16 protein-coding genes are annotated in these 18,559 nt (G+C 46.8%); 2 read left to right on the top strand and 14 right to left on the bottom strand.

What is annotated here, in order from left to right; genetic code table 11:
- Positions 1-75: 75 nt before the first annotated feature.
- From astD to nsrR, 9 genes are all read right to left on the bottom strand, one after another.
- Entirely contained in the window at positions 76-1,533 is a 1,458-nt protein-coding gene (gene astD, locus OO774_RS01335; protein WP_264904072.1) for a succinylglutamate-semialdehyde dehydrogenase, read from the bottom strand.
- Between the two features lie 28 nt (positions 1,534-1,561).
- Entirely contained in the window at positions 1,562-2,581 is a 1,020-nt protein-coding gene (gene astA, locus OO774_RS01330; protein WP_264904071.1) for an arginine N-succinyltransferase, read from the bottom strand.
- A gap of 262 nt (positions 2,582-2,843) precedes the next feature.
- Positions 2,844-4,055, bottom strand: a complete 1,212-nt coding sequence (locus tag OO774_RS01325; RefSeq protein WP_264904070.1) for an aspartate aminotransferase family protein — start codon at positions 4,053-4,055, stop codon at positions 2,844-2,846.
- 361 nt (positions 4,056-4,416) lie between these two features.
- Entirely contained in the window at positions 4,417-5,004 is a 588-nt protein-coding gene (locus OO774_RS01320; RefSeq protein WP_264904068.1) for an aminodeoxychorismate/anthranilate synthase component II, read from the bottom strand.
- A gap of 218 nt (positions 5,005-5,222) precedes the next feature.
- Positions 5,223-6,239, bottom strand: a complete 1,017-nt coding sequence (trpS, locus tag OO774_RS01315) for a tryptophan--tRNA ligase (RefSeq protein ID WP_264904066.1) — start codon at positions 6,237-6,239, stop codon at positions 5,223-5,225.
- Positions 6,240-6,353: 114 nt separating this feature from the next.
- Positions 6,354-7,040 (bottom strand): phosphoglycolate phosphatase, encoded by a 687-nt coding sequence (locus OO774_RS01310; RefSeq protein WP_264904064.1) that lies wholly within the window; start codon positions 7,038-7,040, stop codon positions 6,354-6,356.
- 78 nt (positions 7,041-7,118) lie between these two features.
- Positions 7,119-7,862 (bottom strand): 23S rRNA (guanosine(2251)-2'-O)-methyltransferase RlmB, encoded by a 744-nt coding sequence (gene rlmB / locus OO774_RS01305; RefSeq protein ID WP_264904063.1) that lies wholly within the window; start codon positions 7,860-7,862, stop codon positions 7,119-7,121.
- A 99-nt stretch (positions 7,863-7,961) separates the two neighbouring features.
- The gene (rnr, locus tag OO774_RS01300; RefSeq protein ID WP_264904061.1) at positions 7,962-10,481 is read right to left on the bottom strand and encodes a ribonuclease R; all 2,520 of its coding nucleotides are present in this window, start codon (positions 10,479-10,481) and stop codon (positions 7,962-7,964) included.
- A gap of 116 nt (positions 10,482-10,597) precedes the next feature.
- Entirely contained in the window at positions 10,598-11,023 is a 426-nt protein-coding gene (gene nsrR, locus OO774_RS01295) for a nitric oxide-sensing transcriptional repressor NsrR (protein ID WP_264904059.1), read from the bottom strand.
- A 110-nt stretch (positions 11,024-11,133) separates the two neighbouring features.
- On the opposite strand from nsrR, the gene hmpA reads away from it, so the two are divergent.
- Complete coding sequence (gene hmpA / locus OO774_RS01290) at positions 11,134-12,318, top strand: NO-inducible flavohemoprotein (protein WP_264904057.1); 1,185 nt, start codon at positions 11,134-11,136, stop codon at positions 12,316-12,318.
- Between the two features lie 70 nt (positions 12,319-12,388).
- On the opposite strand, the gene OO774_RS01285 is transcribed toward hmpA, so the two are convergent.
- Positions 12,389-13,030 (bottom strand): tetratricopeptide repeat protein, encoded by a 642-nt coding sequence (locus OO774_RS01285; RefSeq protein WP_264904056.1) that lies wholly within the window; start codon positions 13,028-13,030, stop codon positions 12,389-12,391.
- A 242-nt stretch (positions 13,031-13,272) separates the two neighbouring features.
- Positions 13,273-14,589: an adenylosuccinate synthase gene (locus OO774_RS01280; protein WP_264904054.1), complete on the bottom strand. Its 1,317-nt coding sequence runs from the start codon at positions 14,587-14,589 to the stop codon at positions 13,273-13,275.
- 162 nt (positions 14,590-14,751) lie between these two features.
- Between OO774_RS01280 and OO774_RS01275 the strand changes: the two genes are divergently transcribed.
- On the top strand, positions 14,752-14,937 hold the full coding sequence (locus OO774_RS01275) for a DUF2065 domain-containing protein (RefSeq protein ID WP_264904052.1): 186 nt from the start codon (positions 14,752-14,754) through the stop codon (positions 14,935-14,937).
- A gap of 89 nt (positions 14,938-15,026) precedes the next feature.
- Here OO774_RS01275 and hflC read toward each other — a convergent pair whose 3' ends face one another.
- The 3 genes from hflC to hflX are packed head-to-tail and all read right to left on the bottom strand — an operon-like array spanning position 15,027 to position 18,547.
- A complete protein-coding gene (gene hflC, locus OO774_RS01270; protein WP_264904050.1) occupies positions 15,027-16,007 on the bottom strand; it encodes a protease modulator HflC in 981 nt (326 codons plus the stop codon).
- 2 nt (positions 16,008-16,009) lie between these two features.
- On the bottom strand, positions 16,010-17,212 hold the full coding sequence (hflK, locus tag OO774_RS01265) for an FtsH protease activity modulator HflK (protein ID WP_264904047.1): 1,203 nt from the start codon (positions 17,210-17,212) through the stop codon (positions 16,010-16,012).
- Between the two features lie 45 nt (positions 17,213-17,257).
- Positions 17,258-18,547: a ribosome rescue GTPase HflX gene (hflX, locus tag OO774_RS01260; protein WP_264904045.1), complete on the bottom strand. Its 1,290-nt coding sequence runs from the start codon at positions 18,545-18,547 to the stop codon at positions 17,258-17,260.
- Positions 18,548-18,559: the final 12 nt, after the last annotated feature.

The raw sequence follows: 18,559 nt of genomic DNA, 5'->3' as shown, positions 1-18,559 counted from the left end.
CATTAAGACTCCATACTTTAATGATGCATCGGCAATCTGAGCCACGAAGTACCATCGTGGCTCTATTGTTGAAATTTAAAGTTCTACACCTGGGCTCAATGTCGCGGGAAGTAGTGTTTCGCCACCTTCCATTGATGCCATTGGGTAAGCACAGTAGTCAGCCGCATAGTATGCGCTTGGACGAAGGTTGCCTGATGCACCAGGACCACCAAACGGCGCGTCACCACTTGCACCAGTCAATTGACGGTTGCGGTTTACAATGCCAGCACGGATGTGGTCAACAAAGTATTCCCACTCTTGGTCGTCGGTTGACACTAGACCCGCAGATAGACCAAAGCGAGTATCATTCGCCAGTTCCACTGCTTTTTCCAAACCTTCGTAACGTACAACTTGCAGCAGTGGGCCGAAGTATTCTTCATCTGGCAACTCAGCAATATTCGTCACATCAATGATGCCCGGAGAAACAAACGCCGCTTCACCCGCTTTCGCTTCGATTAGGCTCTCTCCACCCAGTGACTGTAGGTTAGCTTGTGCATCAAGAATGAACTTCGCCGCCGCAACAGAAATTTGTGGTCCCATAAACGGTGCTGGTTGTGCAAATGGTTGGTCGACGCGAATCTTATTCGTCGCTTCAACCAATTTAGTAATCAATGCATCACCTTTTTCACCAAACGGTACGTACAGGCGACGTGCACAGGTACAACGCTGGCCAGCACTGATGAATGCAGATTGAATGATGGTGTAAACCGTTGCGTCTAGATCACCGTAGTTATCAGAGATAACCATTGGGTTGTTACCGCCCATTTCTAGCGCTAACATTTTGCCAGGTTGACCTGCAAATTGGCGGTGCAGAATGTGGCCAGTGTTTGCACTACCGGTAAATAGGACACCGTCGATGCCTTTCGCATCCGCAAGAGCAATACCAGTCTCTTTCGCACCTTGAACCAGGTTAATCACACCTTTCGGCAGACCTGCTTCTTCCCACAGTTTCATCGCCAGCTCGCCAGTCCAAGGCGTTTGCTCTGATGGCTTGAATACCACTGTATTACCAGCTAAAAGAGCAGGAACAATGTGGCCATTAGGCAGGTGACCTGGGAAGTTGTAAGGCCCAAATACCGCCATCACTCCCAAAGGGCGGTGACGCAGAACGATTTGATTACCCGCCGCTTCACGTGTCGTTTCACCAGTACGGTCGTGGTATGCACGAATTGAAATTGCGATTTTACCCGCCATGGCAGCCGCTTCTGTACGGGTTTCCCAAATTGGTTTGCCCGTTTCTTTGGCGATCACTTCAGCGATTTGTTCGCTGTTTTCTTTCACTTTTTCGGCAAACGCCAGCACGATGGCTTCGCGCTCTGCAAATGGACGATTTTTCCAGTCGACAAAAGCAGCACGAGCCGCCGCTACAGCTTGATTTACTTGCTCAGCCGTCGCACCTTTGCCGTGCCAAATCACTTCCTGGTTGTATGGAGACAGTGACGTAAACTCTTCACCCTGACCCTGTACCCATTCACCTGCAATCCAATGTGTCATTGTTACTATCCTTAAATTCTGTCGTCTGTTACTGCGGTAGAAGGCGAACGAAGTCCCCTTCCTCGACTAAAAGTGCATCGGCAAGTTCTGGTGCTAGTACAACACTTTGTGTTTCTGGGTCATACGCCGCTTTTGCTGCTGCCGCACGGAAGTTCTCGAATGATGCGTTACACATCAAGAAATCCTGCGTGCTGTTGTGTTCTGCAATTTTGACTCGTGCACGGAATGAGTGGCGCACAGATTCAACATTGCGCAGATCGCACTCTACCGTTGGGCCTGCATCGAAAATGTCGACGTAGCCTCGGTTAGTAAAACCTTCACGTTCCAGCAGCTTTAGTGCCGGACGTGTATTATCGTGCACCTTACCAATCACCGCTTGTGCTTCTGGGCTGAGTAAATTGATGTAGATTGGCAGCTTAGGCATTAAGTCAGCGATAAAGCCTTTCTTACCAATACCTGTCAGGTAGTCCGCAAGAGTGAAGTCAATCGAGAAGAAGTGTTCTTGTAACCACTGCCAGAATGGCGAATTACCATTTTCATCAGAGACACCACGCATCTCAGCAAAAATGGTTTCAGAGAAACGCTCTGGATGCTCTGCCATCATTAAAAAACGGCATTTCGACATCAGGCGACCATTCAGACCCTGGCGGAATTTCTCACGCAAGAAAAGAGTACAGATTTCGCTGTTACCCGTGTAGTTATTGCCAAACGTCAATAACTTCACAACATTGTTCACGCCTAATTTAGGTGATGAGTGAACAACCTTACTGATGTGGTAAGAGTAGAAAGGTACATCCCAACCAATAGATGCTTCGATTCCGGTCGTACCTGCGACTTCACCCGTTTCAGAGTCAAAGCCGACCATAAGGTAGCCTTCATCACCCGGTTCATTAACGTCCGGTTTGCCAAAGCTGTACTCTGAGTGTTTGATTCGATTGGTTAACAGTTCTTCGTTAACCGGTAGAGATGTAAATCCGTGACCAGATTCAACCGCACAAGTGTGTAGCGAATCATAATCCGACATCGCGATAGGGCGAACTACTAGCATCAATACTCCCTCCAGATGCAAGAAAATCCTAATGAACCTTAACTAGGGATAAGAAAGTCCAAACAACTTCAACTTTCATATCGTGACTAAAAACTTGAGCCAGTACTGCAATTTTAGATGCATAACACTGTTAGGTGCTAAAAGAGTGGTGCTGACTGGCTTAAATTATCCCGGGTTAAGGTTATTTATATTGTAGGAAAAACTCCCCCGTCAGAGATCCTTAACGGGGGTAAATACGTTGACGTTTATTCTGTTGTATCGCTTACACTAAAGTCGCGATCGCTTTATCCAGTTTCGCCAAACCTTGTTCAATTTCTTCTTGTGTGATAACCAGTGATGGTGTGAAACGAACAACGTTAGCACCTGCAATCAGTACCATCAGGCCTTCTTTACCCGCAGCGACCAATACATCACGTGCGCGACCTTTCCACTCTTCGTTCAGTGCTGCACCTAGTAATAGGCCTTTACCACGCACCTCAGAGAAGATGTTGTATTTTGCGTTGATCGCTTCCAAGCCTTCACGGAACATTGCTTCACGCTCAAGAACGCCAGCCAATGTTTCAGGCTTAGTGACCTCGTTTACCACCGCTTCGGCTACTGCACATGCCAGTGGGTTACCACCGTAAGTTGAACCGTGAGTACCAACTTTAAGGTGCTCAGCCAGTTTTGCCGTTGTTAGCATTGCACCGATAGGGAAACCGCCACCTAGTGATTTCGCTGTGCTTAGAATATCTGGTGTGATACCAAGACCTTGGTATGCGTAGAAGTGACCAGTACGACCGTTGCCCGTTTGAACTTCATCGAAAATCAGCAGTGCGTTGTGCTTGTCACATAGCTCACGTACTGCTTGAGCGAATTCTGGTGTTGGTGGCACGATACCGCCTTCACCTTGTAGTGGCTCCATCATCACAGCACACGTACGGTCTGAGATGTGTTCTTGCAGTGCTTCGATGTCGTTGTATGGTAGGTGTGTCACGTCACCTGGTTTAGGACCAAAACCATCAGAGTAGGCTTCTTGGCCACCTACCGTTACCGTAAAGAACGTACGGCCGTGGAAACCTTGTTGGAATGCGATGATTTCTGATTTCTCTGGACCATGTACATCGGCAGCATAACGACGAGCCAGTTTTAATGCCGCTTCGTTCGCTTCTGCACCAGAGTTAGCAAAGAAAACGCGCTCCGCAAAGCTCAATTCTGTCAGTGTCTTCGCCAGACGAAGAGCAGGCTCGTTAGTCATTACGTTACTTAGGTGCCAAAGCTTATTGCCTTGTTCAGTCAACGCTTCCACCATCGCAGGGTGGCAATGACCCAGACAGCTCACCGCAATACCACCAGCAAAGTCGATGTATTCATTACCTTCCTGGTCCCAGATACGTGAACCTTTACCTTTTACTGGGATCATTTCCATTGGGTTATAACAAGGTACCATCACCTCATCGAATAAACCGCGCTCTACTTTTATTTCCGTTGTCATCGCACATTCCTTCTTGATACCGCATGCTTAGCAGATAAGCGAACTTAATCGGTTCCCTTTACCAGCAAATAATGTTTTGCATTTAAGCTATTGCGGCATTGTATTTACATTCAATTAACCATTTCAATAGTGATTTATGCTTTTTATGCAGACACACAACTGCCAATAATCACCACTCGTGATTATTTATGCATGAAGAAACAAAAATAGCGAAGATTTTTTTTATAAAAGGCAGGTAATACAGGCGCTAGAAGATAAAAAATAGAATGAATAAATTGAGGGAGCAAAGCGAAACGCATAGTTTTGCAATACTCTCACACCGCCTGAAAAATGAATTATTTGTTAAGAAAAGTGATCAAGATCAGATCATTTCACGCGCCAGAAAGTTAGCTAACAGTTCATGACCCTGTTCTGTTTTGATAGATTCAGGATGAAATTGCACCGCATCAATGGGCAGTGTCTTGTGTTGGTAGCCCATGATTTCATCCATACTGCCGTCCGCCAGTTCTGTCCAGGCAGTCAGTTCAAACACATCAGGCAATGTCCCATTCTCAACCACCAGAGAGTGGTAGCGCGTCACAGTAAGAGGATTATTGAGGTTTTTAAACACACTGAGGCCATTGTGACGTACTGGAGAGGTTTTGCCATGCATCACCTGTCGCGCACGTACCACGTTTCCACCAAAGGCCTGAGCAATGGCTTGATGTCCCAAACAGACACCGAGAATTGGCAGCTTACCCGCAAAGTGTGTAATCGCCTGCAACGAAATACCCGCTTCGTTTGGCGTACAAGGGCCAGGAGAGATCACCAAGTGAGTCGGATTAAGCGCTTCGATTCCCTGAAGGTCGATTTCATCATTGCGCACAACCTTTACCTCTGCGCCAAGTTCGCAAAAATACTGATAAAGGTTATAAGTGAAAGAGTCGTAGTTATCGATGATCAACAACATAAGGTGTCGCTTGCTCCCAATCCGTTTGGCATTACCGTCTCAACCACACTTTTGTGATATATGGAGGGCGGTATTTTGCAACACCAAACCAGAAAGGCAAGTTTTTACTGAATAAAAAGCCCGTATATACTTACACACAAAGTCTATCTACGGTCAACAGATCAAAAAAAGCTCCGCATTACGGAGCTTTTTAGAAGAATGAGTACTTAATGCTATGACTATGGACGAGCTACAAAACCTACCGCTGCGTAAGCTTTCTTCAGCGTCTCAGCTGCACGAGCCGATGCTTTTTCTGCACCTTGCTGCATCACTTCATCCATATAAGCACGATCGGCACGAATACGGTGGTATTCAGCCTGAATTGGCTCAAGCATAGCGACAACCGCTTCACCGACGTCTTTCTTGAACGGACCATACATTTCTACGCCTTTGTACTTCGCTTCGATTTCTTCAAAGCTCATACCTGTCGCCGCTGAGTACAAGCCCATTAGGTTTGCGATACCCGCTTTGCTCTCAATATCATGACGAATGCTTGGTGGTGTTTCTGTGTCTGTTTGCGCTTTGTTGATCTTCTTAATGATCGACTTAGGCTCTTCCAGCAGCGTGATAACGTTCTTACGGTTGTCATCTGATTTAGACATCTTCTTCGTCGCGTCCTGAAGGCTCATTACGCGTGCATTCACCGTCGGGATGTATGGCTCAGGAACCGTAAAGATAGGGCTCTCTGGCGAATAGATGTTATTGAAACGCGTTGCGATATCACGTGCTAGCTCAAGGTGCTGCTTCTGGTCGCTGCCTACTGGTACCTGATGTGCACCATAAAGCAGAATATCTGCGGCCATCAGCACTGGGTAATCAAATAGGCCCACGTTTACGTCGTTCGCGTAGCGAGCTGATTTGTCTTTAAACTGAGTCATACGGCTCAGCTCACCCATCTGAGTGTAACAGTTAAGAAGCCAACCAAGTTGAGCATGCTCTGGGACGTGTGACTGAACGAATAGCGTGCTCTTCTTAGGGTCAACACCCACTGCCAAACAGATTGCCAGTGCATCCAGAGTTGCTTCATGTAGCGCTTTAGGGTCCTGACGAACCGTAATCGCATGAAGGTCTACTACACAATATTGGCAATCATAATCGTCTTGCATCTGGTGCCATTGACGTAGAGCACCCAAGTAGTTACCGATACTTAGTTCACCTGAAGGTTGAACACCACTCAATACAATGGGTTTGCTCATTAGAATGATTCCTTTGACTTCTTAATCTAATTAAATGAAAAACCGCGCACTTTTTGATGCACGGTTAGCTCAGTGTACTCATTAACAAGTATTTTGGAAGATTTTTTGTCGCGCTTATGCAGAAACGGCGACAACTTCCAATAATTCCGACATCTTGTCTGCGACAAAGTCCGGATTTGATGCAGAAATTGGCTCACCATGGTTGTAACCGTAAGTTAAACCAAATGAGGTGCAGCCTGCGTTTTTCGCGGCAAGGATGTCGTTTTTCGAATCCCCTACCATTAACATTTCGCCTGGTTGTAGCTGATGTTTTTCCATTAACCAGTTCAGTGCCACTGGGTTTGGTTTTTTCTCAGGAAAAGCATCACCGCCCAACACATCGACAAAGTAGTGGGCAATGCCGTGTTGTTCCAGGATATGCGGTACAAACTTAGAAGGTTTGTTCGTGACGACGGCAAGGGTAAAACCCGCCTGGTGCAACTCTGCCAGTGTCTCTTTTACCGTCGGGTAAAGGTGACTCAGTTTATGACCACTCTGCTCGTAAAACTCATCAAACAGTTCTCGCGCTTCTGCACGCAGCTCATCACTCAGGTCAGGATTGACGGTCAGGCTTTGACTGAGTGAACGACCAATCAGCACATCAGCGCCATTCCCCACATAGTCACGCACTTGTTCTACTGACACTGATGGAAAACCGAGAGCTTGAACGGTTTGGTCCGCAGCAATGGCAAGGTCTGGTACGCTATCAAGCAAAGTGCCATCCAGATCAAAGGTGATGAATTTTATAGATTGTTGAGTCATAACTTCCCTACGCATGAGCTAAAAATAACAAAGGATGGTTGCCCATCCTGTGTATTGGTCATGTTTATTGTTCTACGTTTATTTTGCCGCTAATCGTTGACGAACCGCTTCAAACAAACAGATACCTGACGCTACCGATACATTCAGGCTTGATACACTACCTGCCATTGGGATTTTAATCAAATCATCACAGGTTTCACGCGTCAAGCGGCGCATTCCGTCACCCTCTGCGCCCATGACAATAGCCAAAGGACCCGTCAGTTTCGCCTGGTAAATATCGTGTGTCGCTTCACCTGCCGTTCCCACAAACCAGATACCTTGCTCTTGCAGTGTACGCATTGTGCGCGCCAGGTTGGTCACGCGAACCAATGGCACGACTTCAGCAGCACCGCATGCAACCTTGCTTACTGTCGCATTTATCTGAGCAGAACGATCTTTTGGTACGATGATCGCGGCAGCACCAGCTGCATCGGCATTACGCAGGCACGCGCCAAGGTTATGTGGATCTGTCACTCCATCAAGCACCAATAAAAGCGGTGATTCATGTTGTGCTAAAATCGCATCAATGTCGTTTTCATTTAGCTGCTTCGCAGGCTTTACGCGAGCGATGATACCTTGGTGATTTGCGCCATGCGCTTTGTCATCTAAGGTTTTGCGTGTCATTTGCTGTATAGAAACACCACATACCTGCAAATCATTCAGGATTGGCATTAGACGATCATCCTGGCGTCCTTTTAATACGTACGCTTCGATAAATCGCTCTGGTTCACGTTCCAATACCGCTTTCACGGCATGAATACCGTAAATAAAATCGTTACTCATTATTTAACCTGTTGTTCTGATGACACCAATCGGAATCAATCTCATAAGTTGGTATCAGTGCCTCAGCCAGTCCAGTAACCACCAGACTGGCTATTCAGCCTACGACTCGTCTTGTTTCGAGCGTTTGGTTTTCTTTGGCTTACTGTGTGGCTTTTTCTTACTAGCTTTTCTTACTTTAGGCTTCTTTTTGCCTTCCGTTTCACCATTCCTAGTACCGCGCTTAGGACCATTGCGCTGGCCTCCTGCTGCACTTTCTTCCGGACGTTTAGTCGGTTCAATTGCAGGAACAGCGCGCACTGCACCACCGTCTTTAGATGAAGAACGTGTCGCTGCGCGTTTTTTCTCTTTCGCTTTACGTTTTGCTTCTGCCGCGCGCTTCTTAGCGGTCTTACCTTCGCCGCGTAGCTTACGACTTGTTTCGACTAATTCAAAGTCAATTTGTTTGTCATTTAAGTTTACGGCTAACACTTTGACTTTTACCGCATCACCTAAGCGATAAATATTACCGAAGCTTTCTCCGATAAGTCTTTGACCAATCGGGTCAAACTGGTAATAGTCATTTGCCAAGGTCGAAATATGCACCAAACCGTCAATGTGCAGATCGGTTAAACGAACAAAGAAACCAAAACTGGTCACGTTTGCGATCACACCCTCTAACTCAGCCCCAACATGGTCTTGCATGTACTCACATTTCAACCAGTCGGCGACGTCACGAGTGGCATCATCCGCCCGACGCTCAGTCATAGAGCATTGTTCACCATAGAAGTCCATATCATCAAACGAGTAATGGTAACCACCGGTTGGTGTCCAGCGATCTTGATTTCGGCCTTCGTGTTTAGCAATCAGATATTTGATAGCTCGGTGCAACAGCAAATCTGGGTAACGACGAATTGGCGAGGTGAAGTGAGCATATCGCTGTAGCGCCAGACCAAAGTGACCGGCATTGTCAGCGTTATACACCGCTTGTTTCATCGAGCGTAGCAACATGGTCTGAATCAGTTCCTGATCCGGACGGTCGCCCACCTGGCTCATCAGATGCGCATAATCGGTTGGTGACGGTTCAAGACCACCACCGAGCTCTAGCCCCAGCTCGCTTAGGAAATCACGGAAGCCCATCAGGCGTTCTTCCCCTGGCGTTTCATGGATACGGTATAGCGCAGGCTCTTTGGCTTTTTCCACCAGCGATGCCGACGCAATGTTCGCCATGATCATGCACTCTTCGATCAGTTTGTGTGCATCGTTCCGTTCCACGGGTTCAATGCTCTCAATCTTACGCTCAGCATTGAAGATAAATTTGGTTTCGACGGTTTCGAACTCAATCGCACCACGCTGCTCACGCGCTCCTTTCAGAACCTTGTACATGCTATGCAGTTCTTCCAAATGAGGAACCAGCGCTTTGTAGCGCTCACGTAGTTCTTCATCACCTTCCAGAATGTGATGCACTTTGGTGTAAGTCAGACGAGCATGTGAGTTCATCACCGCTTCATAGTGCTTGTAACCCGACAGCTTACCCGTTTCTGAAATAGTCATCTCACACACCATACACAAGCGATCCACTTGTGGGTTCAGCGAGCATAGACCATTAGAAAGGACTTCCGGCAACATTGGGACAACCTGAGATGGGAAGTAGACGGAGTTACCACGATTGATCGCTTCTTTGTCCAAAGCCGAATCCGGACGCACGTAGTAACTTACGTCAGCAATGGCAACCCAAAGACGCCAACCACCGCTTTTCTTCTTCTCACAGAAAACCGCATCATCGAAGTCACGCGCATCTTCGCCATCAATCGTGACGAGTGGCAGATCTCGCAGATCGACACGACCTTCTTTCGCTTCTTCCGGCACTTCTTCCGTTAGGTTAGCAATTTGCTGATCGACACCTTCCGGCCACTCATGAGGAATTTGATGGGTGCGAATCGCAATTTGAGTTTCCATACCCGGCGCCATGTTTTCGCCAAGTACTTCAACGACTTTACCCATCATGCCGCGTGAACGTGAACCGCGATCGGTGATTTCAATCACCACAACGTTACCCATACGGGCACCCGCTTTGTGTTCATTCGGGATCAGAATATCCTGACTGATGCGTGAGTCATCAGGCACAACATACGAGTAACCGTACTCAAGGAAAAAGCGGCCGACGATTTGATCATTGCGTTCTTCAAGCACACGCACTAAGCGACCTTCACGACGACCACGTTTACTGTTGTCAGTTGGCTGAACCAGCACATAATCGCCATGAATAATGTTCTTCATCTGATGGTGTGGCAGTACAATATCGTTATCCTTGCCGACGCTGCCTTCTGGACGCACCCAGCCGTGACCGTCTTTATGGCCGATCACGTAACCTTTCACCATTTCCAGCTTTTCAGGTAATGCGTAGCACTGACGACGAGTGAACACTAGCTGACCATCTCGTTCCATCGCACGTAAACGACGACGCAACCCTTCGTATTGCTCTTCGCCTTCTAGCTTTAACGCTTCAAACAGGTCGTTGCGATTCATTGGAACGCCTGCTTGAGTTAAGAATTCAATAATGAACTCTCGGCTTGGAATTGGATTTTCGTAATTCTGGGATTCACGATCTGCGAATGGATCGTTTGGAATATTGTCTGACATAGGCACGCCTATCTAGCAAGGAAGGTATAGAGCTAGTATATCCGAGTCTCTTGATAAGCTACAGAAATGCTTTGAAAAAAGAATGATCGCGCTCGGCACTAAACAGACAAGATAGTTTATGGACGCTCTAATAAGATCAAAAGCTCAGAATTGTCCCTAAGTAACTCCTCAATCGTGCAGTCATCCAATTCCGCCAAGAAAGCACTTTTGGCTTTTGCTAACTTATCTTTCAGTCGACAGGCTGGAGTGATGTGGCAAAAATCTGCGCTGCAGTTGACCAAATCTAACGGTTCCAAATCACGGACAACGCCACCAACTGTGATCTCAGCGGCAGGCTTCATCAGACGGATACCACCATTTTTTCCACGTACAGTCTGTACATAACCCAATTGACCAAGTCGGTTAATCACCTTAACCATATGGTTACGTGATACGCCAAATAAATCAGTCACTTCAGTGATATTTGTCAACTTATCTTTTGGCAATGAAGCCAGATAGATCAAGGTTCTCAGCGCGTAATCGGTGAAGCTGGTTAACTGCATATTGCTATCCTCTCTAATAGCAAAAGTGTAAATCTTTTCTTGATTGAAAGATACATTTGAGATACAACTTTAAACATGCATTATAAATACAACTTAAATTAGGAAGCCCCATGCTCAGCAATCAGACCATTGAAATCGTAAAAGCAACCGCACCTCTTATCGCCGAAACAGGACCAAAACTGACCGCACATTTTTATGATCGTATGTTTACTCACAACCCTGAGTTAAAAGACATTTTCAACATGAGCAACCAGCGCAATGGCGATCAGCGTGAAGCGTTATTTAATGCTATCTGTGCATACGCGGCGAATATTGAAAATTTACCGGCTCTGCTTGGTGCGGTAGAAAAAATTGCGCATAAACACACCAGCTTCTTGATCACAGCAGACCAATATCAAATTGTCGGTACACACTTGCTAGCGACCATTGACGAACTATTCAATCCGGGTCAGGAAGTGTTGGATGCATGGGCAGAAGCTTATGGCGTACTAGCCAATGTGTTCATTCAAAGAGAAGAGCAAATTTATCAGGCGAATGAAGCCTTAGAAGGCGGCTGGCGTGGATTGCGTGAATTCGAACTTGTCACGAAACAAGCAGAAAGCGAACACATCTGCAGTTTTATGTTTAAACCAACCGATGGTCTTAACGTCGCAGCTTATAAGCCTGGGCAATATGTGGGTATCTACATCAACAGCGATAAGTTTGATAACCAAGAGATCCGCCAATACAGCCTCTCTTCTGCGGCACAAGAGAACACGTACCGCATCTCAGTAAAACGTGAACAAGACGGTAAGGTATCCAACTATCTGCACGATGAGCTAAACGTTGGTGATAAAGTAAAACTGGTCTCTCCGGCGGGTGACTTCTTTATGGACGTCGAATCAGACACACCAGTGGTACTACTTTCCGCAGGCGTTGGCTTAACGCCGACGCTGTCTATGCTAGAGAGCTTGTCTGAACATCTGGCGCCGGTGACTTGGGTACATGCGACGGAAAATGGTCAACAGCATGCCTTTAAGCAGCATGTGAACCAAATTGTCAGCTCACAAGATAACGTCAATGCGCTTGTCTGGTATAACCAACCGACAGCCGAAGATAAACTTGGTGAAGATTACCACTTCACTGGTTTCGTCAACCTAAAGGAAATTGAAGCAGCGCTTAAGCAAACCAATGTTCAGATTTACTTCTGCGGTCCTGTTGGGTTCATGCAGTATGTCGCCAAGCAGCTTATCGACCTTGGTGTTCCACAGGAACAGTTCCATTACGAGTGCTTTGGCCCACATAAAGTCATTTAAAGTCATATCGTTAAAAACAACAAAGCCCACATATGTGGGCTTTGTTGCATGTATTCAATCATGGGCAATTTTACCAGAATGTATCTCGCCGCTTAGCTCGGGCGATAATATTTTCAGGCATACGCTGCTCAAGGCCGTTTCGTAAAATAGTAATACGTTTGTGCTGGCGTTTATCGGCCGTTACCGAGTTATACAACCAGCGGTAAGCGTCTTCATAGTCCAAAGGGCTGCCGTAATCACGCAGGAGCAACTCCGCAAGTTGAATGCGTGCATTGAGATTCCCCATGGATGCCGCTTCGCGCAGATAAGGGATCGCTCGCTCTTTGTCCTGCTGGACCAGGGTACCAAGAGAGTAATAGCGCCCTATTTGTTCTAACGCGGCTGGTAATCCTTGCTGGGCGGCATTCTCCATATAGTAGAGTCCGAGTTCCACATCTTGCTCAACACAGACACCCCACGCCAGCATATCACCATACAAAAATTCATACGCAGGCAGACTAATTCGAGTCGCGCGAGCAACGATGTCTTCCACTAACTGGCAGTTGTCAGCGCGTACGCGCTGTAAGTGCTTATTCTGCTCAATAAGCGTTATCAGTTCTGCTTCGGTGTAAATGGGAACAGGCGCTCCGACTCCGACATCAGAGGCGCTCGCCCGTGATGCAGCCGTCGCCAGCATCAGTAACAGTGAAGCAGCCACTGTTCGTAACTTCATAAACGTACTCTTCAAGGTGTCTGAGAAACAAAAGATCGCCGAAGGATCTGTTCTGCTTGATAAGGTTATCGGCAAACCTGCCCTGAGCTTTAGACAATTTTTGCCCCTCACCGCTGAGCGACGGCAACAAGTTGCCACATTGAGACGCCTGTTCCACAACCGAAGCGTTCCATTGCACAAAAGTATCAGACACAAAAAAGCCGACCTTAAGGTCGGCTTTCACAATCTCTAACGAGCATTAATTAAGATTCGAATGGATGAACCTTGATGATAGTTTCGTTACGGTCTGGACCTGTTGAGATGATGTCTACAGGCACGCCTGTTAGCTCTTCGATACGCTTGATGTAGTCTAGAGCCGCTTTTGGTAGATCTTCTAGTGACTTCGCACCAAATGTGTTTTCAGTCCAGCCAGGCATTGTTTCATAGATTGGCGTTGCTTGTTCAAATGCTTCCGCAGCCATTGGAGAAACTTCTAGCATTGAGCCATCTTCCATCTTGTAACCAGTACAGATTTTTAGCTCTTCTAGACCATCTAGTACGTCTAGTTTCGTTAGACAGAAACCAGAGATAGAGTTGATTTGGATAGCACGACGCATTGCAACCGCATCAAACCAACCAGTACGACGTAGACGACCAGTCGTTGCACCAAACTCATGACCTACAGTACCTAGGTGCTTACCGATTGGGTCTTGCTTGTCTAGACCATCGTATAGTTCTGTCGGGAATGGACCAGAACCTACACGCGTACAGTAAGCTTTCGCGATACCAAGGATGTACCCAATGTGACGAGGACCAAAACCAGAACCAGCAGCAACACCACCAGCTGTCGTGTTAGAAGACGTTACGTATGGGTATGTACCATGGTCGATATCTAGTAGCGTACCTTGAGCACCTTCGAACATAATCTTGTCGCCGCGTTTACGAGCAGAATCTAGCTCATCAGTTACGTCGATAACCATTGAAGTTAGCAGCTCAGCGTAGCCTTTCGCTTCTTCCAGTACTGCTTCGTAGCTTACTGGTTCCGCTTTGTAGAAATTTACTAGTTGGAAGTTATGGTATTCCATCACTTCTTTTAGCTTCTCAGCGAATGCTTCCATATCGAATAGATCGCCAACGCGTAGACCGCGACGAGCAACTTTATCTTCGTATGCTGGACCAATACCACGACCTGTTGTACCGATAGCTTTTTTACCACGAGCGATTTCGCGAGCTTGGTCCATTGCAATGTGGTAAGGAAGAATTAGAGGACATGCTTCAGAAATGAAAAGACGCTCGCGTACTGGAATACCACGCTCTTCAAGAGGTTTCATTTCTTTAAGTAGAGCTTCAGGTGATAGTACTACACCGTTACCGATAACACATTTTACGTTATCGCGAAGGATACCTGATGGAATTAAGTGAAGAACGGTTTTTTCACCGTCAATTACGAGAGTGTGGCCTGCATTGTGACCGCCTTGGTAGCGTACCACGTACTTTGCATCTTCAGTTAAAAGGTCTACGATTTTACCTTTACCTTCGTCACCCCATTGGGTGCCTAGAACGACTACGTTATTTCCCATCTTTCCAAGTCTGATTGCTAGTTAAAAATGGATTCTAGCACCGAATCGGACTTCTTGCAGTCATTTTTTGTTCACAGACATAGAGCTGCAGCGTATTCGAGCATTTCAGAAACAGCATATCGCTGATAATATTTAGCTTTATAAATTGAATTAGGAAGCTTTATGTCTGAGTCAATATGGCTGGCTATAGGGCTAGTATTGATTGTTGAAGGGATCGGTCCGCTGGTCGCACCAAATGGCTGGCGAAGCATGGTCGCTCAACTGAGTGAACAACCCAATAATCAGCTGCGCCGAATTGGCGGCTGTCTGGTGGTAGCCGGAGCCGTCATCGCGATCATGATGAGCTAACGGCTGGTGGATTACCTTTTGATAGGTACAAAAAGTGACAGATACAAAAAAGGCTCCCAACGGAGCCTTTTTAACACTAACTGATAACTTTACTCAGCTTTTGCGCCTTTCGCGTTATTCATGTACTGGAAGAAGTCGCTCTTCGGATCCAACACAAGGATATCGTTCTTAGAGCTGAACGATTTTTCGTACGCTCTTAGTGAACGTAGGAAACTAAAGAACTCAGGATCCTTGTTGTAAGCTTCCGCATAAATCTTCGCCGCTTCTGCATCCGCTTCACCTCGTGTTACACGAGCTGTTTTGTCTGCTTCAGCCAAAATCGTTGCCACTTCAAGCTCCGCTTGTGCACGAATCACTTCGGCTTTCTCACGACCTTGAGAACGGTGCTTACGCGCTACCGACTCACGCTCAGCACGCATACGACGGTAGATAGACTCACTGATCTCATCAGGAAGGTTGATTTTCTTCATACGGAAATCAACCACGCGAACACCTAAGTCGTTCATCGCACTTTCACGCGTGTCTCTCAGTACGTTCGACATAATGAGGTCACGCTCACCATCAATTTCAAGCGCTTTACGTGCCGCTTCAGTCGCTACAACGTCAGCGCTTGCGTCTTCTGGTAGCACATCGTTATTACGTGGACCAGAAACAATTTGCTTGATTTCGCGCGCACCGATTTCAGAACGAAGCACATCGGTGACTTTACGCTCAAGTAGAGCCTCTGCAGTCAGAGCGTTACCACCACCTGTCGCTAGGTAGTAACGACCGAAATCTTCGATACGCCACTTAACGTAGGTATCAATGATAACGTCTTTTTTCTCAGACGTTACGAAACGGTCCGCACGACCATCCATTGTCTGGATACGCGCATCAAGTTGTTTCACACGGTCAAACAAAGGCATCTTGAAATGCAAACCAGGCTCATAAATTCGAGTGATGTCGTTGTTGTCTTTCAGAACACGACCAAATCGAACCACGATACCGCGCTCACCTTCAGGAATCACAAACAGAGACATCAGCATCAATGCCAGTGCGATTACCAATACAGGGATCATTAACTTACGCATTCTTAGTATCTCCCTTGACGTGAACCTGTTGAACGAGACTGCGAGCTCGAAGTGTCTTCTTGTGTACGCTCAGACTCTAGCTGAATTTGATCGTAGGTTGAAGATGACATCGATTTACGTTTAGTGTCTGTTTGGCCTTCTTTGCCCGCCAACTTATCAATTGGTAAGTAAAGTAGGTTGCCGCTTGATTCAGAGTCAATCAACACTTTAGAAGTGCTGGTATAAACCTCTTCCATTGCGTCAATGTACAGACGGTCACGGGTTACACCTGGTGCAGCTTGGTATTCTGGTAGAAGTTTTTCAAACTGTGCTACCTGACCAAGCGCTTCGTTAGTTACACGTTCGTTGTAACCTTGCGCTTCTTTCTTCAAACGCTCTGCACGACCAGTTGCTTTCGGCAAAATTTCGTTCTTGTATGCTTCTGCTTCACGAATGAAACGTTCTTCATCCTCACGAGCTGCGATAGCATCATCAAACGCATCTTTTACTTGCTCTGGTGGACGCGCAGACTGGAAGTTCACGTCGACAAGCACTAGGCCCATGTCATAGCTATCAATGATTTGGTTCAGTGTTTCTTGCGTAGTTTGACGAATTTGCTGACGACCACTGGTTAGAATACTATCCATCAATGAGTCACCAATAACTGCACGTAGTGCAGAATCCGTTGCCTGACGTAAGCTATCGTCTGCATTGGTTACGCGGTACAAGTATTTGTACGGGTCAGTAACACGGTACTGAACATCCATCGCTACCGTTACTACGTTTTCATCTTTAGTCAGCATTAGACCTGATGCACGCAGTGAACGAATCGCCTGTACGTTAACCGCTTCATACTCATCAATAAAACGAGGGCGCCAGTTAAGGCCAGGCTCTACGATACGATCGTATTTGCCTAAACGCAGCACAACACCACGCTCTGCTTCACCGATGGTGTAAAAACCAGCGAAGAACCAGACAGCAACAGCAATAAGCGCAATCACACCAAAACCAATTGCACTACCACCACCGCCGAGTGGAGAACCACCGCCGCCTTTTTTACCAAACTTTCCGCCCAGCTTCTGACTCAGTTTATTGAACACTTCATCTAAATCTGGCGGACCTTGATCTCGGCCACCAGGACGCTGGTCACCACGATTATTATTACCCCAAGGGTCTTTATCGCGGCCATCATTGCCGTTGTTATTTCCAGGCTCATTCCACGCCATTAGAAAGCTCCATCATTTGATATGACGTTATACTGTAGCAGTCCTTTAAGTGACTATAAAGCCAGTCAAAACTGCCCCTTCTCTTTTCTCAAGTCTAGACCAATCTACTTGCTGCATTCGAATATCGATCAACAAGTTACCATCCTGGTCGTATTCTTCACGTTGAATACAATTCATTTGGAAGAATGTACTACGGAACCGTCCTTGATACTGTGGAGGAATACACAACCGATGCTCAACCATTTGCGACGCCAGACGTTCCGTCAGCGCTTCAAACAGGAGCTCTATGCCCACCCCTTCCATTGCAGATACCCAGACCGAACGAGGTACGCCTTCCTCATCACGCTCTATACGCGGATTCTGCGATTCTAGATTGTCGATTTTGTTCATGACGACCAGACTAGGCACTTCGTGTGCATCGATCTCTTCTAGCACTTCATGAACAGCTTGAATATTCTCACGAAAACGCTCATCACTGGCATCAACAACATGTAACAAAATGTCAGCTTCTTGCGTTTCTTGCAAGGTTGCTTTGAAGGCAGCAACTAAATCGTGAGGCAAATGTCGAATAAAACCAACCGTGTCAGCAAGTATGGCCGACCCAACGTCCGCTAACTCGATCTTACGTAATGTAGGGTCCAAAGTAGCAAATAACTGGTCTGCGGCATACACGCCTGCTTCGGTAATGCGGTTAAACAGTGTCGATTTTCCCGCGTTGGTGTAGCCCACGAGTGAAATGGTTGGTATTTCAGCTCGACTTCGGGCGCGACGCCCTTGTTCACGTTGCTTGGCCACTTTTTCTAAGCGGCGCAGAATGGCTTTAATTCTATCACGCAATAATCGACGGTCGGTTTCCAACTGGGTTTCACCAGGACCACGTAAACCGATACCCCCTTTCTGCCTTTCAAGGTGCGTCCAACCACGAATCAAACGAGTAGAGATATGACGAAGTTGAGCCAGCTCTACCTGTAGCTTACCTTCGTGTGTTCTGGCTCGTTGAGCAAAAATATCGAGGATGAGACCAGTGCGGTCGAGAACTCGACATTGGCACAGTGTTTCGAGGTTACGTTCTTGGGCAGGAGAGAGGGCGTGATTAAAAATCACAATTTCAGCGCCAGTTAATTGTACTGCTGTAGCAATTTCCTGAGCCTTACCCTCTCCGACATAGTATTTCGGGTGTGGGGATTGACGACTACCAGTTACCACTTGTAGCGTCTCTACCCCAGCGGAAGAAACCAGCATTTCGAACTCAGCCAGATCTTCCCATTCACCTTCTTGCGTGAAGTTGATATGAACAAGTACGGCTCGCTCACCGGATTCATAACGGTCAAACAAGCAATCAACTCC

It is taken from the genome of Vibrio sp. STUT-A11 (genome assembly GCF_026000435.1).
Classification (GTDB): Bacteria; Pseudomonadota; Gammaproteobacteria; order Enterobacterales; family Vibrionaceae; genus Vibrio.
Note: the sequence above shows the minus strand (reverse complement) of the source record. Positions and strands in the feature narration are given on the sequence as shown.

What these genes read in the sequence shown, in the direction of transcription:
- OO774_RS01280 (WP_264904054.1), bottom strand. Translation starts at nt 14,589, where the DNA reads ATGGGAAATAACGTAGTCGTTCTAGGCACCCAATGGGGTGACGAAGGT.
- rnr (WP_264904061.1), bottom strand. Translation starts at nt 10,481, where the DNA reads ATGTCAGACAATATTCCAAACGATCCATTCGCAGATCGTGAATCCCAG.
- hmpA (WP_264904057.1), top strand. Translation starts at nt 11,134, where the DNA reads ATGCTCAGCAATCAGACCATTGAAATCGTAAAAGCAACCGCACCTCTT.
- OO774_RS01320 (WP_264904068.1), bottom strand. Translation starts at nt 5,004, where the DNA reads ATGTTGTTGATCATCGATAACTACGACTCTTTCACTTATAACCTTTAT.
- OO774_RS01285 (WP_264904056.1), bottom strand. Translation starts at nt 13,030, where the DNA reads ATGAAGTTACGAACAGTGGCTGCTTCACTGTTACTGATGCTGGCGACG.
- nsrR (WP_264904059.1), bottom strand. Translation starts at nt 11,023, where the DNA reads ATGCAGTTAACCAGCTTCACCGATTACGCGCTGAGAACCTTGATCTAT.
- OO774_RS01275 (WP_264904052.1), top strand. Translation starts at nt 14,752, where the DNA reads ATGTCTGAGTCAATATGGCTGGCTATAGGGCTAGTATTGATTGTTGAA.
- astA (WP_264904071.1), bottom strand. Translation starts at nt 2,581, where the DNA reads ATGCTAGTAGTTCGCCCTATCGCGATGTCGGATTATGATTCGCTACAC.
- trpS (WP_264904066.1), bottom strand. Translation starts at nt 6,239, where the DNA reads ATGAGCAAACCCATTGTATTGAGTGGTGTTCAACCTTCAGGTGAACTA.
- OO774_RS01310 (WP_264904064.1), bottom strand. Translation starts at nt 7,040, where the DNA reads ATGACTCAACAATCTATAAAATTCATCACCTTTGATCTGGATGGCACT.
- hflC (WP_264904050.1), bottom strand. Translation starts at nt 16,007, where the DNA reads ATGCGTAAGTTAATGATCCCTGTATTGGTAATCGCACTGGCATTGATG.
- hflK (WP_264904047.1), bottom strand. Translation starts at nt 17,212, where the DNA reads ATGGCGTGGAATGAGCCTGGAAATAACAACGGCAATGATGGCCGCGAT.
- rlmB (WP_264904063.1), bottom strand. Translation starts at nt 7,862, where the DNA reads ATGAGTAACGATTTTATTTACGGTATTCATGCCGTGAAAGCGGTATTG.
- OO774_RS01325 (WP_264904070.1), bottom strand. Translation starts at nt 4,055, where the DNA reads ATGACAACGGAAATAAAAGTAGAGCGCGGTTTATTCGATGAGGTGATG.
- astD (WP_264904072.1), bottom strand. Translation starts at nt 1,533, where the DNA reads ATGACACATTGGATTGCAGGTGAATGGGTACAGGGTCAGGGTGAAGAG.